Origin of the sequence: Pseudomonas poae (assembly GCA_028869255.1) — a bacterium.
Classification (GTDB): Bacteria; Pseudomonadota; Gammaproteobacteria; order Pseudomonadales; family Pseudomonadaceae; genus Aquipseudomonas; species Aquipseudomonas poae_C.
Window position 1 is genome coordinate 4,698,307 of record CP110972.1, and the last position, 14,956, is coordinate 4,713,262.

A 14,956-nucleotide genomic window follows, 5' to 3' on the forward strand; every position below is an offset into this window, starting at 1 on the left:
AGCCGCGCTGGGCCATGGATGGCCCATCGCGGCGGCCCACGGATTCAAGCCGGAGTGAGGGCACACCGAGCCAGAGCGAGGTGCCGAGTGATGGGGCGAGGACCTTTTGGTTACTTTTGGGTCCTTCCAAAAGTGACCCGCTGTAAGAGCGGAACCAATATCAGCCATCACCAAAAAAACGGATATGTACCAACCCCTATCACCATCATAGGTGGAGTCAAACCGCCCAACCCCCTAGAATCCCCCCACGATTACAGGAGCCAACCTCATGCTGATGGTGATTTCCCCCGCCAAAACCCTCGATTTCGAGTCAAACCCGGTCACCCCGCGCTTCACCCAGCCGCAATACCTCGACCACTCCCAAGAGCTGATCGAACAATTACGCGAACTAAGCCCAGCGCAAATCAGCGATTTAATGCACGTCTCCGACAAGATCGGCGGCCTCAATGCCGCCCGCTTCGGCAGCTGGACCCCAGCCTTCACCCCGGCCAATGCCAAACAGGCACTCCTGGCATTCAAGGGCGACGTCTACACCGGCCTCAACGCCGAAACCTTCAGCGACGCCGATTTCAGCTACGCCCAGGACCACCTGCGCATGCTCTCGGGCCTGTACGGCCTGCTGCGCCCCTGGACCTGATGATGCCGTACCGCCTGGAGATGGGCACCAAACTGGCCAACGCCCGTGGCAAGGACCTGTACGCCTTCTGGGGCACCCGCATCAGCGAGTGGCTGAACGAAGCCCTGGCCGAACAAGGTGACGACGTATTGCTCAACCTGGCATCCAACGAATACTTCTCGGCGGTCAAGCGCACAGCCCTGAACGCGCGGATCATCAACACCGAATTCAAGGACCTGAAAAACGGCCAATACAAGATCATCAGCTTCTACGCCAAGAAGGCGCGGGGCATGATGAGCCGCTTCGTGATTGAAGAACGCATCAACGATCCGGCCAAGCTCAAGCAGTTCGACGTGCAGGGTTACCGCTTCAATGCGGAGCAGTCCAAACCGGACAACCTGGTGTTCTTGCGCGATCACGCACCGGAATAAGGCCCTGCTCCGCCTTCACAGACGCTAAAGATCAATTGTGAGAGCGGGCTTGCTCGCGAAAGCGGCGTATCAGTCAGCGCATCCGTTACTGATAGATAGCTTTCGCGAGCAAGCCCGCTCCCACACTTTTGCCTGCATTCCAATCCTAGAATCGTCATTATTTTGGCGTCAAAAAATACCCTCGCGCATTTCTAACAATTCTTTCACTCGACATTTCCGATTTTTTTTCGTAGTGGCACCACTTTTTTAAAACACTAGTGGCACAAAACTATACCTGCGCACCAACTCCCTATAACTACTGGCCCAAATAGCAAGTGCTATCAGAATAATACCAGTGCCATCTTTCCTAATATTTCAAGAAATTTCCGGAAACAGGATGAGCGGCCAGGAACTTCACCCTAAAGCGCCGCTCATACCACCGGTAACGAAATTCTCTGCTCCTGTAAGAGATGACTTACATAACGACCCAAGGAAGTAGCAAAGTTGCCCCATCAACTTTGACTCACGGGTAACATCATCAACTGATATGAGTTGAGGGCGGCGATAAGGATCAATTGCTATCCCCTATAGGCCAAGGCAGCGCTTACCCAAATGTGTCGGTGCCAACGCTCAAGAGATTGATATTAAAGGGCTAACCGCCTCAATCAAGGCTCTAAGGCACCGGCGTCAGGCCCTTCCCCCCGGAAGGCTGGCTGCATTTGAGGGCAAGCCCCAATAACAAGGCCAAGTTGCGCACAACTTGAGTGCAATAGTTAGTCACTCACTATTTAACATGCCTGTACGCGGTAAGTCGGCGTCTATTCGCCTAACTTCCGTGGCATCAGTGACGCTTGCAAACATGAACTCCGGCCATTTAATGGCGTGATTAATACAACGTCTTCAGTGACAAAGAGGTAAATGCGATGCGCATCAGCATATTTGGTTTGGGTTACGTTGGCGCAGTCTGTGCCGGTTGCCTGTCTGCCCGTGGCCACGAAGTGGTCGGCGTAGACATCTCCAAGGACAAAATTGACCTGATCAATGCCGGCAAATCGCCAATCGTTGAACCAGGCCTGGGCGAGCTGTTGAGCCAAGGCATCGCAAACGGTCGACTGCGCGGCACTACCAACTTCGCCGACGCCATCCGCGATACCGACCTGTCGATGATTTGCGTCGGCACGCCAAGCAAGAAAAACGGCGACCTGGAACTCGACTACATCGAAGCGGTGTGCCGCGAAATCGGTTTTGTCCTGCGAGACAAAACTACCCGCCACACCGTCGTAGTGCGCAGCACCGTATTGCCGGGCACTGTCGCAAACGTTGTCATCCCGATTCTCGAAGACTGCTCCGGCAAGAAAGCCGGCGTCGACTTCGGCGTCGCGGTCAACCCGGAATTCCTGCGTGAATCCACCGCGATCGCTGACTACGACCTGCCACCGATGACCGTCATCGGCGAGTTCGACACAGCCTCCGGCGATGTCCTGCAATCGCTGTACGAAGAACTCGACGCCCCGATCATCCGCAAGGACATCGCCGTGGCCGAGATGATCAAGTACACCTGCAACGTGTGGCACGCCACCAAGGTGACCTTCGCCAACGAGATCGGCAACATCGCCAAGGCGGTCGGCGTCGATGGTCGTGAAGTGATGGAAGTGGTCTGCCAGGACAAAACCCTCAACCTGTCGCAGTACTACATGCGCCCAGGCTTCGCGTTCGGCGGCTCTTGCCTGCCCAAAGACGTGCGCGCCCTGACCTACCGCGCCAGTTCGCTGGACGTGGAGGCGCCGCTGCTCAACTCGCTGATGCGCAGCAACGAGTCCCAGGTGCAGAACGCCTTCGACATCGTTTCCAGCCACGACAAACGCAAAGTCGCCCTGTTGGGCCTGAGCTTCAAGGCGGGTACTGATGACCTGCGCGAAAGCCCACTGGTGGAACTGGCGGAAATGCTGATCGGCAAGGGCTACGACCTGAGCATCTACGACAGCAACGTCGAATACGCCCGTGTGCACGGCGCGAACAAGGACTACATCGAAGGGAAAATCCCGCACGTGTCGTCCCTGCTCAACTCCGACTTCGACGAAGTGATCAACAACTCCGACGTCATCATCCTGGGCAACCGCGATGAGAAATTCCGTGCCCTGGCGCAGAACGCACCGCACGGCAAGCAAGTCATCGACCTGGTGGGCTTCATGTCCAAGGCCACCTGTACGACTGGCCGCACCGAAGGTATTTGCTGGTAACAGCAACGGCAAGTTTCAGGCTGCACGTGTCTTCATCCCCAGCACGTGCAGCCCGGAACCTCCTTCCCCTCCGGATGACGCTTATGTCCAAGTTAAAACATGTACTACTGCAATCTGCCGGCTGGCTGTTCTTCCTCAGCCTGCTGATGGGACTCGCGATGCTGTTGCCGGCGAGTACGTTCGACTCGGAGTCGAAGAATTTTATTTTCCTGATTGGCGCCGTGGGTATCTGGCGCTACTCGATGGGTGCTACGCATTTCTTTCGCGGCATGCTGTTCCTGTACGTGGTCTACCCGCACCTGCGCCGCAAAGTGCGCAAGCTGGGCAAGGCTGCGGACCCCTCCCATGTGTTTCTGATGGTCACCAGCTTTCGTATCGACGCGCTGACCACCGCCCAGGTCTACAGCTCGGTGATCCGCGAGGCCATCGAGTGTGGCTTCCCGACCACCGTGGTCTGCTCGCTGGTAGAAATGTCCGATGAGCTGCTGGTGAAGAGCCTGTGGGAACGCATGAACCCGCCGGACCACGTCAAGCTCGACTTCGTGCGCATCGCCGGCACCGGCAAGCGCGACGGCCTGGCCTTCGGTTTCCGCGCCATCTCCCGCCACCTGCCGGATGACCGTGCAGTGGTCGCGGTGATTGATGGCGACACCGTGCTCGCTGAAGGCGTAGTGCGCAAGACCGTTCCCTGGTTCCAGCTGTTCGGCAATGTCGGCGGCCTCACCACCAACGAGTTCTGCGAAGTGCGCGGCGGCTACATCATGAGCGAATGGCACAAGCTGCGCTTCGCCCAACGCCACATCAACATGTGCTCCATGGCCCTGTCCAAGCGCGTGCTGACCATGACCGGTCGGATGTCGGTGTTCCGTGCCAATGTGGTGACCGACCCGGGCTTTATCGCCGACGTGGAAAGCGACTCGCTGCAACACTGGCGCCTGGGCCGCTTCAAGTTCCTCACCGGGGATGACAAGTCCAGCTGGTTCAGCCTGATGCGCCTGGGCTACGACACCTTCTACGTGCCGGACGCGGCGATCCACACCGTGGAACACCCGCCGGAAAAAGCTTTATCAAGGCCAGCCGCAAGCTGATGTTCCGCTGGTACGGCAACAACCTGCGCCAGAACTCCCGTGCCCTGGGCCTGGGGATGCGTCGGTTGGGCCTGTTCACCAGCATCGTGTTGTTCGACCAGCGCGTGTCGATGTGGACCTCCCTGCTCGGCCTGACCGTGGCAATCATCGCCACCTTCAAGTACGGCGGCGCGTTCATCCTCGCGTACCTGCTGTGGATCGGCATCACCCGCCTGATTCTGACCCTGCTGCTGTCGTGCTCCGGCCACAAGATCGGCCCGGCGTACCCGGTGATCCTCTATTACAACCAGATCATGGGCGCGTTGGTGAAGATCTACGTGTTCTTCCGCCTTGATCAACAGTCCTGGACCCGCCAGGACACCAAACTGACCCGCGATTTGGCCAGCTTTCAACGTTGGTTCAACACCTGGTCGTCTCGGACCATGACCTTCTCCGCCGGCAGCATCTTCGTTGCCGTGTTGCTGATGATGGTCTGACCCTGCCAAGCCTGAATTAACTTAAGGAATTGCCCTGATGAACAGCCAAGTAAACGCCAACGTTGTCCACGAGTCCGAAGCCCAGCGCCAACATGCCCGGGTCAAAATCCCGGCCAAGCTGCGCTTCTTCAACACCGACCGCACCCAGACCGAAGCACGGGTGATCGACTTGTCCGCCGGCGGCCTGGCGTTCACCGCCACCCAGCCGCTGACTGTGGGTGAAGTGCACAAGGGCCGCCTGCAATTCGTCATCGATAACCTCGGCCTGGCGATGGACGTGGAGCTGCAGATCCGTTCCTACGACCGCCAGAGCGGCCGCACCGGTTGCCAGTTCCAGAACCTGGAACAACAGGATATTTCCACCCTGCGCCACCTGATCACCTCGCACTTGTCCGGCGATATCGTGACCATGGGCGACGTGCTGGCGACCCTGCAACGCGACAACTTCACCAAGGCGCGCAAGGTCAAGGACGGCGGCAGCAACATGAGCGCCTTCGGCCGCCTGCGCGCCGTGACGTTCAGCCTGGCGATCTTTTTGGTCGGCCTCGCCGCGTTCGGGTTTGTGTTCAAGTCGGTATACGGCATGTACTTCGTCAGCCACGCCCAGGCCGGCCTGGTCAGCGTACCTGGCATGAACGTGACCATGCCGCGTGACGGCACCGTGCAAAGCCTGCTCAAAGGTGATGCGGTTGCCGCCAAAGGCGCACCGCTGGCGACTTTCAGCACCAGCATGCTCGATGTGCTCAAGGGCCACCTGGACGAAGACCAACTGCAACCGGCCAAGGTCGAAGAGCTGTTCGGCAAGCAAATGACCGGCACCCTGACCTCGCCTTGCGATTGCGTCGTCGCCCAACAACTGGTCGCCGACGGCCAGTATGCCAGCAAAGGCGATGTGATCTTCCAACTGGTGCCACGCGGCAGCCAGGCCAACGTCGAAGCACGCTTCACCTACCGCCAGTTCGGCGACGTTCGCCCAGGCACCCCGGTGAGCTTCCAGGTGGCCGACGAAGAACAGATCCGCACCGGCACCATCGTCAGCAGCACCAGCCTGAACAGCGCCGACCTGTCCTCCGACATCCGCGTGCAGATCAAGCCGGATGCACCGCTGGACAGCACCTACGCAGGCCGCCCGGTGGAAGTCACCAGCGACCGTGGCCCGTCCCTGAACTGGCTGATCGATAAAGCCATGGCTCACGGTCTGTAAGCGAGGACATGCCTGTGATGACTCCTACTCCAAATACATCGCAATCCCTGTGGGAGCGGGCTTGCTCGCGAAGGGATCAGCGCGGTATGCCTGATGGACCGCGTCGCCTGCTTCGCGAGCAAGCCCGCTCCCACATTGGATCTCTGTGCACATTGGCCCTGGCGATTTCCCTCGCCGGTTGCGCCGGCCTGCCCGACCAACGCCTGGCCAATGAAGCACTCAAGCGGGGTGACACCGTCACCGCCCAGCAGAATTACCAGCAACTGGCCGACCTGGGTTACAGCGAGGCCCAAGTGGGCTTGGCCGACATCCAGGTAGGCACCCGCGATCCGGCGCAAATCAAACAGGCTGAAGCCACCTACCGTGCGGCGGCGGACACCTCGCCACGCGCCCAGGCCCGCCTCGGTCGTCTGCTGGTTGCCAAGCCGGGCAGCACCGAAGCCGAACACCATGAAGCCGAGGGCCTGCTGAAAAAAGCCTTTGCCAATGGCGAAGGCAACACCCTGATCCCGCTGGCCATGCTGTACCTGCAATACCCGCACAGTTTCCCGAACGTGAACGCCCAGCAGCAGATCAGCCAGTGGCAGGCGGCGGGCTACCCCGAAGCCGGCCTGGCCCAGGTGCTGCTGTATCGCACCCAGGACACCTACGACCAGCATCTGGATGACGTGGAGCGCATCTGTAAAGCGGCGCTGAACACCACCGATATCTGCTACGTCGAACTGGCCACGGTCTACCAGAAAAAAGCCGAGCCGGAAAAACAGGCCGAACTGCTCAAGCAGATGGAAGCCGGCTACAGCCGTGGCACCGTCACCGCGCAACGTGTCGACAGCGTAGCCCGCGTATTGGGCGATGCGACCCTGGGCAAGCCTGACGAAAAAACCGCCCAGGCCCTGCTGGAAAAAATCGCCCCGGGCTACCCCGCTTCCTGGGTCAGCCTGGCGCAACTGCTCTACGACTTCCCCGAGCTGGGCGACGTCGACCAGATGATGAAGTACTCTGGACAACGGCCGCGCCGCCGACCAGCCGCGCGCCGAGCTGTTGCTGGGCAAGCTCTACTACGAAGGCAAGTGGGTGCCGGCGGACGCCAAGGCAGCCGAGGCGCATTTCGAAAAAGCCGTGGGCAAGGAAGTCGCCGCCGATTACTACCTCGGCCAGATCTACCGCCGTGGCTACCTGGGCAAGGTCTATTCGCAAAAAGCCCTGGACCATCTGCTGACCGCTGCGCGCAACGGCCAGAACAGCGCCGACTTCGCCATCGCCCAGTTGTTTTCCCAAGGCAAGGGCACCAAGCCCGACCCATTGAACGCCTATGTCTTCAGCCAGTTGGCTAAAGCGCAGGACACGCCAGAGGCCAATGACTTGGCCACGCAGCTCGAAGCCCCACTGACGCCAGAGCAACGCGCCGAAGGCCAACGCCTGGTGCAACAGGAACTGGCCGCCCGCGGCACCCTGGCCCAGAGCACGCTGCAACTGCACGCCCTGCAAGAAGAAGACGGCGAGGAATCCCTATGAAGCTCAATCCATTCGTCAAGGCCGGTATCGGCCTGACCTTCGCCCTGCTGTGGTCGTGCCCGACCCTGGCCGCGCTGACCGAAGCCAAGAACTTCGGCCTGGAAGTCAAAGCCACCGCACAGTCCGAAGATGACCGCGACCTGGGTACGCAGAAAGGCGGCGACGTCAACGGTATCGGCCTCGACCTGCGCCCATGGATCTACGGCGAAAGCGGCGCGTGGAGCGCCTACGCCATGGGCCAGGCGGTGGTGTCCAGCGACATCATCGAGACCGACACCCTGCAACAGTCGGCGGATGACGAAAACCAGCAGACCACCAACAACGACCGCAAGACCAAGAAAAACTACCTGGCCATGCGCGAGTTCTGGGTTGGCTACAGCGGCTTCACGCCCTACCCCGGCGAGATCCTCAAGCTCGGCCGCCAACGCCTGCGCAATGACGACGGCCAATGGCGCGACACCAATATCGAAGCGCTGAACTGGACCTTCGACACCACGCTGCTCAAGGCCAACGTCGGCGTCGCCGAACGCTTCAGCGAATACCGCACCGACCTCAAGGAACTGTCGCCCAAGGACAAGGACCGCCAGCACCTCTACGCCGACGCCGCCTACCAGTGGACGCCGGGCCAGTGGATCGGCCTGCGCGCTCACCACACCCATGACAACGGCAAGCTCGACTACCCGCAACCGGGCGTCGCCACCGACTCGCTGGACAAGCGTGAGAACGGCGACCTGACCTGGCTCGGCATCGAAGCCAACAGCGACGCCTACAACTGGCGCAACACCAACACCGTCAATTACTGGGCCAGCGTCACCGGCATGCGCGGCGACCGTGATTCAGTCAACGCCCTGAACGCTGACGGCACACGCCCAACCAACGCCAAGCGCAGCGACGACGTCAGTGGCTGGGCCACCGACCTGGGTATCCGCCTGCGTCTCGACCCGCAGTGGCAAGTGGGTGCGGCCTACTCGCGCGCCAGCGCCGAGTACGAACAGAACGGCCTGCAAAGCAACCGTTCGAACTGGACCGGCACCCAGTCCCGCGTACACCGCTTCGGTGAAGCGTTTCGTGGCGAGATGAACAACATGCAGTCCATGAGCCTGTTCGGTTCCTGGCAGCTGCGCGAGGACTACGACGCCAGCCTGGTGTACCACAAGTTCTGGCGCGTCGACGGCAACAAGCCGGTCGGCAGCAACGGCATCGATGCCGTGCAGAACAACACCGATGACGTGACTGGCGCGATCCTGTCCAGCACCTCCCTGCCACTTGAAGACGGCAAGAAGGATCTGGGCCAGGAGATGGACCTGGTGGTCACCAAGTACTTCAAGAAAGGCCTGCTGCCGGCCGCGCTCAGCCAGTCGATCGACGAACCGTCGGCACTCGTGCGCTTTCGTGCAGGCGTGTTCAAGCCGGGTGATGCCTATGGCAGCCAGGTCGACTCGTACATGCATCGCGCCTTTGTCGACGTGATCTGGAAGTTCTGATGGGAGCCTGCGCAATGAATCCTCAAGCCCTCAAAGGCTCGGCCCTGCTGGCGGCAGCGATGCTGCTGGCAAGCGGCGCTGCCATGGCCGATGTCGCGCCGCAGGCAAAAGCGCCGACCATCGCCAAAGAGCTGCAACAGGCCAAGACCTACACCATTTCCAGCCCGCCAACTGCGCCGCTGGAAATGGCCAAGCCTGCCCTTCCGGACTTGTCGGGCTACACCGGCGCCGCGATGGAAAAGAAAATCGTACGAACCAAGCCGGGCAAAATCAGCATCCGCCGCATGATGCAGGAAGACGCGTTGAAGGACTTTATCGGCGGCGACAACAAGATGGCCGAATGGGTGGTGCGCCAGCACGGCATTCCCCAGGCAATCTTTGTCGACGACGGCTACATGAACCTCAAGGACCTGCTGAGCAAAGTGCCCAAGCAGTACCTCAGCGAAACTTCGCCGGGGGTATTCCTGGCCAAGCTGCCGATCGTGGTCGGGCGCAAGGGCATCCTGGAAATCGACAAGAAAACCCAGGAACTGCGTTTGTCCCAGGAAGCCGGTTCGTTCCTGATCAACGATGGCCAGCTGTTTGTGCGTGATACCAAGGTTACCGGCTGGAGCGAAAAGGCCAACGGCCCGGCGCTGTTCAAATCGCCGAAGGAATTTCGCCCGTTCCTGCTGGCCTGGGGCGGCACCGAAACCTACATCTCCAACACCAAGATGGCGAGTTTCGGCTATGCCAACAGTAAGTCGTACGGGGTGAGTATTTCCCAGTACACGCCGAACATGGCCAAGGTGCTCAAGCGCTCTGAGCCGACAGGCTGGATCATCGATTCCGAGTTCTCGGACATGTGGTACGGCTTCTACTGCTACGAAACCACCGGTTTTGTGGTCAAGGGCAACACCTACAAAGACAACATCGTCTACGGCATTGACCCGCACGACCGTTCCCACGGCCTGATCATCGCGGACAACACCGTGTACGGCACCAAGAAGAAGCACGGCATCATTATTTCCCGTGAAGTGAACGACAGCTTCATCTTCAACAACCGCAGCTACGACAACAAGCTCTCGGGCCTGGTGATCGACCGTAACAGCGTGAACAACCTGATCGCCGACAACGAGATCTACCGCAACCACACCGACGGCATCACCCTCTACGAGAGCGGCGACAACCTGCTGTGGGGCAACAAGGTGATCGCCAACCGTCGCCACGGCATCCGGGTGCGTAACAGCGTGAACATTCGCCTGTACGAAAACACTTCGATGGCCAACGGCCTGACCGGCGTGTACGGCCACATCAAGGATTTGACCGACACCGACCGTGACATCGCCCTCGACCCGTTCGACGCGAAGGTCTCGCTGATCGTGGTGGGTGGTGAGCTGGCGGGTAACGGCAGCGGGCCGCTGTCCATCGACTCGCCATTGAGTGTCGAACTGTACCGCGTGTCGATGCTGGCGCCGACCAAATCCAGCGGCATCAGCTTCAACGGCGTGCTGGGCGATCGTCAGGAAGAAATTCTCGACCTGCTGGTGCGCCAGCAGAAAGCCGTGCTGATCGACCCTGTCGAACGCCAGACCGAAATGCAGGACTGAGGATGACCCTTATGCACCCACACATGATCAAACTGTTGAGCCTTTCGGGTCTGGCCCTCGGCCTGCTGGCGGCCAGCCAGGGCGTGCGCGCCGACGAAATCAAGGCCCCAAGCTTTACCGCCGAGCCGTGCTGCAGCCTGTGCCCGGCCGCCCACGACGCGAAGAACTACACCACGCGCTACCAGCAGAACTTCACCACCCTGGTGCAAGCCCAGGGTGACTGGCTGTTCCGGACCCAGGAAGACCTGCGCACCGAATTCGACACCACCCCGGCCGGCTACAAACGCATGCAACAGCTGCACGATGCGTTCAAGGCCAAGGGCGTTGAGCTGGTGGTGGTCTACCAGCCGACCCGTGGCCTGGTGAACCGCAACAAGCTCAACCCGGAGGAAAAAGCCAAGTTCGATTTCGACACGGCGCTGGGCAACTACAAGACCATGCTCGGCCGCTTCGCCAAGATGGGCTACGTAGTGCCGGACCTGTCGCCGTTGACCAATGAGCAGCTTCCGGATGAACTGCCGGCCCACGATTTCTACTTCCGCGGCGACCAGCACTGGACCCCGTACGGCGCCCAGCGCACCGCGAAAATCGTCGGTGCCAAAGTGCGTGCCATGCCTGAGTTTGCGGATATTCCCAAGCGCGAATTCGAGACCAAGCGCTCCGGGCGCATGGGCAAGACCGGTACCCTGCACAACATGGCCGGGCAGCTCTGCGGCACCAGCTACGCGATCCAGTACATGGACCAGTTCACCACCGAGCCCAAGGGCGAAGCGGGCGACGGCGACCTGTTCAGCGATTCGGGCAACCCGCAGATCACCCTGGTGGGTACCAGCCACAGCGGCAAGAACTACAACTTCGCCGGCTTCCTGGAACAGGAAATCGGTGCCGACATCCTCAACGTCGCCTTCCCTGGCGGTGGTCTGGAAGGTTCGATGATCCAGTACCTGGGCAGCGATGAATTCCAGAAATCCCCGCCGAAAATCCTCATCTGGGAATTCTCGCCGCTGTACCGCCTCGACTAGGAGACCATCTACCGCCAGATGATGTCGCTGCTCGACAACGGCTGCGAAGGCAAGACTGCGCAGATGACCGCGAGCACTACATTGAAGCCCGGCAAGAACGAATTGCTGGTTAACAGTTCGAACAAAGACCTGCGCAACGCCAACCACCAGGTTGATATCCGCTTCGCCGACCCGTCGGTGAAAACCCTGCAAGCCACCCTCTGGTACATGAACGGGCGCCACGAGGACATCAAGATCGAGAAACCCGAAACATCCGATACAGACGGGCGTTTCGCCTTTGAACTGCGCACCGATGAAGACTGGGCCTCGCAGAACTTGCTGGCCGTTGAAGTGCAGGGCCCCGAAGCGGGCGCTGCCGCGCAGAAAGTCGAAGCGAAAATTTGCACACGCAACGTATTCCCTGCCGGCGGTCAACAGACTGCTTCAACGGGGCAATGAGGTTACTTATGCAGAAGTTATTGATTCCAACGCTGCTGGGCCTGGCGATGTTCGCCGGTTCAGTCAACGCCGCCGCGCCACTGCGCCCACCCCAGGGCTATTTCGCCCCGGTGGAAGCGTTCAAGACCGGCGACTTCAAGAATGACTGCGACGCCATGCCGGCGCCGTACACCGGCTCGCTGCAGTTTCGCAGCAAGTACGAAGGTTCGGACAAGGCCCGTTCCACGCTGAATGTGCAATCCGAAAAAGCCTTTCGCGACAGCACCGCCGACATCACCAAGCTGGAAAAAGACACCAGCAAACGTGTGATGCAGTTCATGCGCGACGGCAGGCCCGAGCAACTGGAATGCACCCTCAACTGGCTGACCAGCTGGGCCAAGGCGGATGCGTTGATGTCCAAGGACTTCAACCACACCGGCAAGTCCATGCGCAAATGGGCGCTGGGCAGCATGGCGTCGGCCTATGTGCGCCTGAAGTTCTCCGACTCGCACCCGCTGGCCAACCACCAGCAGGAATCGCAGCTGATCGAAGCCTGGTTCAACAAACTGGCGGATCAGGTGGTGAGCGACTGGGACAACCTGCCGCTGGAAAAAACCAACAACCACTCCTACTGGGCCGCCTGGTCGGTGATGGCGACGTCCGTCGCCACCAACCGTCGCGACCTGTTTGACTGGGCGGTGAAGGAATACAAGGTCGGCGCCAACCAGGTCGACGACCAAGGCTTCTTGCCGAACGAATTGAAGCGTCAGCAGCGTGCCCTGTCGTACCACAACTACGCCCTGCCGCCGCTGTCGATGATCGCCAGTTTTGCACTGGTCAACGGTGTGGACCTGCGCCAGGAAAACAACGGCGCGCTCAAACGCCTGGGCGACAAAGTGCTCGCCGGGGTCAAAGACCCGGAGATCTTCGAACAGAAGAACGGCAAAGAGCAGGACATGAAGGACTTGAAGCAGGACATGAAATTCGCCTGGCTCGAACCCTTCTGCAGCCTCTACACCTGCGCCCCGGATGTGATCGAGCGCAAGCACGGGATGCAGCCTTTCAAGACCTTCCGGCTCGGGGGTGACCTGACCAAGGTCTACGACCCGACGCATGAAAAGGGCAACAAAGGCAGCTGATCCAACTGTGTGAACTGGCTTTATGTGGGAGCTGGCTTGCCTGCGATGCAGACACCTCGGAGCTTCATACACACCGAGTTGATCCAATCGCGGGCAAGCCCGGCTCCCACACAAGCCAGCTCCCACACTGAAACGCGTACACCCTCCCGGATTTGATGGGGGGTTTGGGGGGGCTCTGGCCCTTGACTGTCTGTTAAACATGGAGAGATCGGGATGGTTTTCTCGTCCAATGTGTTCCTGTTTCTGTTCTTGCCGATCTTTCTCGGCTTGTACTACTTGAGCGGGCAACGCTATCGCAATCTGCTGCTGCTGATTGCCAGCTACGTGTTCTACGCCTGGTGGCGAGTGGACTTCCTGGCGCTGTTCGCCGCTGTGACGCTGTGGAACTACTGGATCGGCCTCAAGGTTGGTGCAGCCGGCGTACGCACCAAGCCGGCCCAACGCTGGCTGCTGCTGGGCGTGGCGGTCGACCTGTGCATCCTCGGCTACTTCAAGTACGCCAACTTCGGCGTCGACAGCATCAACGTCATGATGAAGTCGGCCGGCCTGGAGCCCTTTATCCTCACCCACGTGCTGTTGCCGATCGGTATCTCGTTCTACATCTTCGAGTCCATCAGCTACATCATCGACGTGTACCGCGGTGATACCCCGGCCACCCGCAACCTGATCGACTTTGCGGCGTTCGTGGCGATCTTCCCGCACCTGATTGCCGGCCCGGTGTTGCGTTTTCGCGACCTGGCCGACCAGTTCAACAACCGCACCCACACCCTCGACAAGTTCTCCGAGGGCTGCACGCGGTTCATGCAGGGTTTCATCAAAAAGGTCTTTATTGCCGACACCCTCGCGGTGGTGGCCGACCATTGCTTCGCCCTGCAAAACCCCACCACCGGCGATGCCTGGTTGGGCGCCCTGGCTTACACCGCACAGCTGTACTTCGACTTCTCCGGCTACAGCGACATGGCCATCGGCCTGGGCTTGATGATGGGTTTCCGCTTCATGGAAAACTTCAAGCAGCCGTACATCAGCCAGTCGATCACCGAATTCTGGCGGCGCTGGCACATCAGCCTGTCCACCTGGCTGCGGGACTACCTGTACATCACCCTGGGCGGCAACCGTAAAGGCACGCTGACCACCTACCGCAACCTGTTCCTGACCATGCTGCTCGGTGGCCTGTGGCACGGTGCGAACATCACCTACATCGTGTGGGGCGCCTGGCACGGCATGTGGCTGGCGATTGAAAAAGCCATCGGCCTCAATACCTCGCCGCGCAGCTTCAACCCGGTGCGTTGGGCCTTCACCTTCCTGCTGGTAGTGATGGGCTGGGTGATCTTCCGCGCCGAAAACCTGCACGTCGCCGGCCGTATGTACGGTGCGATGTTCAGCTTTGGTGAGTGGTCGCTGTCGGAACTCAACCGCGCCAACCTCACCGGCCTGCAAGTGGCAACCCTGGTGGTGGCGTACGCAACGCTGGCGTTCTTCGGCCTGCGCGACTTCTACAGCAACCGCCCTGCCGACAAAACCAAGCCGGCCGACCCGAGCCTGATCAAGGCCGTACCGGGCGACAACCCGGGCAGCATCCATCAGCCAGGCTTCACCGTCGGCCAGGACGCTGCCGTGCAACCGGCCTACTGGACCGCTGACTGGCCACGCTACGCCATGCGCGCTGCGGTGCTGCTGCTGTTCGTGGCGTCGATTCTCAAACTGTCGGCGCAGAGTTTCTCGCCGTTCCTTTACTTCCAATTCTGAGGGAGCCGAC

The 14,956-nt window shown here is 60.2% G+C and carries 6 protein-coding genes and 4 pseudogenes; all 10 read left to right on the plus strand.

Going from position 1 to position 14,956, the window contains the following annotated elements; translation table 11 throughout:
- Positions 1-268 precede the first annotated feature (268 nt).
- Positions 269-1,047, plus strand: a pseudogene (gene yaaA, locus LRS56_21355) (peroxide stress protein YaaA).
- 902 nt (positions 1,048-1,949) lie between these two features.
- Complete coding sequence (locus LRS56_21360) at positions 1,950-3,266, plus strand: nucleotide sugar dehydrogenase (protein ID WDU61358.1); 1,317 nt, start codon at positions 1,950-1,952, stop codon at positions 3,264-3,266.
- 83 nt (positions 3,267-3,349) lie between these two features.
- Positions 3,350-4,830 (plus strand): annotated as a pseudogene (gene alg8 / locus LRS56_21365) (mannuronan synthase).
- Positions 4,831-4,867: 37 nt separating this feature from the next.
- Positions 4,868-6,034, plus strand: coding sequence for an alginate biosynthesis protein Alg44 (locus LRS56_21370; protein ID WDU61359.1), 1,167 nt, complete (start codon positions 4,868-4,870; stop codon positions 6,032-6,034).
- Positions 6,035-6,051: 17 nt separating this feature from the next.
- Positions 6,052-7,549, plus strand: a pseudogene (gene algK / locus LRS56_21375) (alginate biosynthesis TPR repeat lipoprotein AlgK).
- Positions 7,546-9,033, plus strand: a complete 1,488-nt coding sequence (locus LRS56_21380) for an alginate export family protein (protein ID WDU61360.1) — start codon at positions 7,546-7,548, stop codon at positions 9,031-9,033. The pseudogene algK and the gene LRS56_21380 overlap by 4 nt, the downstream one beginning before the upstream one ends.
- Positions 9,033-10,622, plus strand: a complete 1,590-nt coding sequence (algG, locus tag LRS56_21385) for a mannuronan 5-epimerase AlgG (protein WDU61361.1) — start codon at positions 9,033-9,035, stop codon at positions 10,620-10,622. Before LRS56_21380 ends, algG begins: the two co-directional genes overlap by 1 nt.
- Before the next feature lie 11 nt (positions 10,623-10,633).
- Positions 10,634-12,082, plus strand: a pseudogene (locus LRS56_21390) (alginate O-acetyltransferase).
- Positions 12,083-12,090: 8 nt separating this feature from the next.
- Complete coding sequence (locus tag LRS56_21395) at positions 12,091-13,200, plus strand: mannuronate-specific alginate lyase (GenBank protein ID WDU61362.1); 1,110 nt, start codon at positions 12,091-12,093, stop codon at positions 13,198-13,200.
- Positions 13,201-13,413: 213 nt separating this feature from the next.
- Complete coding sequence (locus tag LRS56_21400; protein WDU61363.1) at positions 13,414-14,946, plus strand: MBOAT family protein; 1,533 nt, start codon at positions 13,414-13,416, stop codon at positions 14,944-14,946.
- Positions 14,947-14,956 lie beyond the last annotated feature (10 nt).

Bases quoted from the DNA above. Each gene is read 5' to 3' on its own strand.
- LRS56_21360 (WDU61358.1), top strand. From the start codon at position 1,950: ATGCGCATCAGCATATTTGGTTTGGGTTACGTTGGCGCAGTCTGTGCC.
- LRS56_21370 (WDU61359.1), top strand. From the start codon at position 4,868: ATGAACAGCCAAGTAAACGCCAACGTTGTCCACGAGTCCGAAGCCCAG.
- LRS56_21380 (WDU61360.1), top strand. From the start codon at position 7,546: ATGAAGCTCAATCCATTCGTCAAGGCCGGTATCGGCCTGACCTTCGCC.
- algG (WDU61361.1), top strand. From the start codon at position 9,033: ATGGGAGCCTGCGCAATGAATCCTCAAGCCCTCAAAGGCTCGGCCCTG.
- LRS56_21395 (WDU61362.1), top strand. From the start codon at position 12,091: ATGCAGAAGTTATTGATTCCAACGCTGCTGGGCCTGGCGATGTTCGCC.
- LRS56_21400 (WDU61363.1), top strand. From the start codon at position 13,414: ATGGTTTTCTCGTCCAATGTGTTCCTGTTTCTGTTCTTGCCGATCTTT.